At 61.9% G+C, this 202-nt stretch carries 1 pseudogene; it reads right to left on the bottom strand.

Annotation, left to right across the window (positions count from 1 at the left end):
- Positions 1-202: pseudogene (locus P0D70_RS37080) on the bottom strand (threonine ammonia-lyase, biosynthetic); the annotation flags it as partial.

The following is a 202-nucleotide window of genomic DNA, read 5'->3' as shown; positions in this document are numbered from 1 at the left end:
CGGAAACTCAAAACGGAACAGCCGCTCGTCGTGCGCAAGGGGCGAGCGGCCGCCGACCATGTAGCGGATGTGCTGCTTGGAGAGTTCGTCGAAAGTGAGGTCCACTGTGGCGAACCCGTGCGCTTCGAATGCGCCGGCGATCTGCGCCGACTCGCTGCGATTTCTGATCTGCACGCCCACGAAGATATGGGCGGAATTCGCA

The organism is Paraburkholderia sp. RL17-381-BIF-C, from assembly GCF_046026435.1.
In the GTDB taxonomy this organism is placed as follows: Bacteria; Pseudomonadota; Gammaproteobacteria; order Burkholderiales; family Burkholderiaceae; genus Paraburkholderia.
This window is presented reverse-complemented; position numbering and strand designations above follow the sequence as displayed.